Source organism: Achromobacter sp. GbtcB20, assembly GCF_019091095.1.
Classification (GTDB): domain Bacteria; phylum Pseudomonadota; class Gammaproteobacteria; order Burkholderiales; family Burkholderiaceae_B; genus Achromobacter; species Achromobacter mucicolens.
In genome coordinates, this window is the sequence record NZ_JAGXJZ010000507.1 from 1 (window position 1) to 275 (window position 275).

Annotated in this window: 1 pseudogene; it reads right to left on the bottom strand. The window is 69.5% G+C overall.

Going from position 1 to position 275, the window contains the following annotated elements:
• A pseudogene (locus KVT32_RS29975) lies at nt 1–275 on the bottom strand (site-specific integrase); the annotation flags it as partial.

The following is a 275-nucleotide window of genomic DNA, read 5'->3' on the forward strand; positions in this document are numbered from 1 at the left end:
CCGGCGCGCTCGAAAGTCGCCCGCATCTGCACGTAGACGGTTTTCCTGGTCATCCGGGCGCCGGTCAGGTTGGCGGGGAAGACCAGCTCGCCCGGAATCGCCATCGCTTCGCGCTCCTGCAGCCAGGCGCGCAGCTCGTCGGCGCCGTCGCGGGGGAGGGCGACCTCGTGCTCGTGGCTGGTGTCGTGCTTGGCCTCGGGGGTGATGGTCAGCACGATCGATCCGTCGAGTGCGGGCTGGCGTCCGACTTCCGGAATGAGCAGGCCGATCGCTTC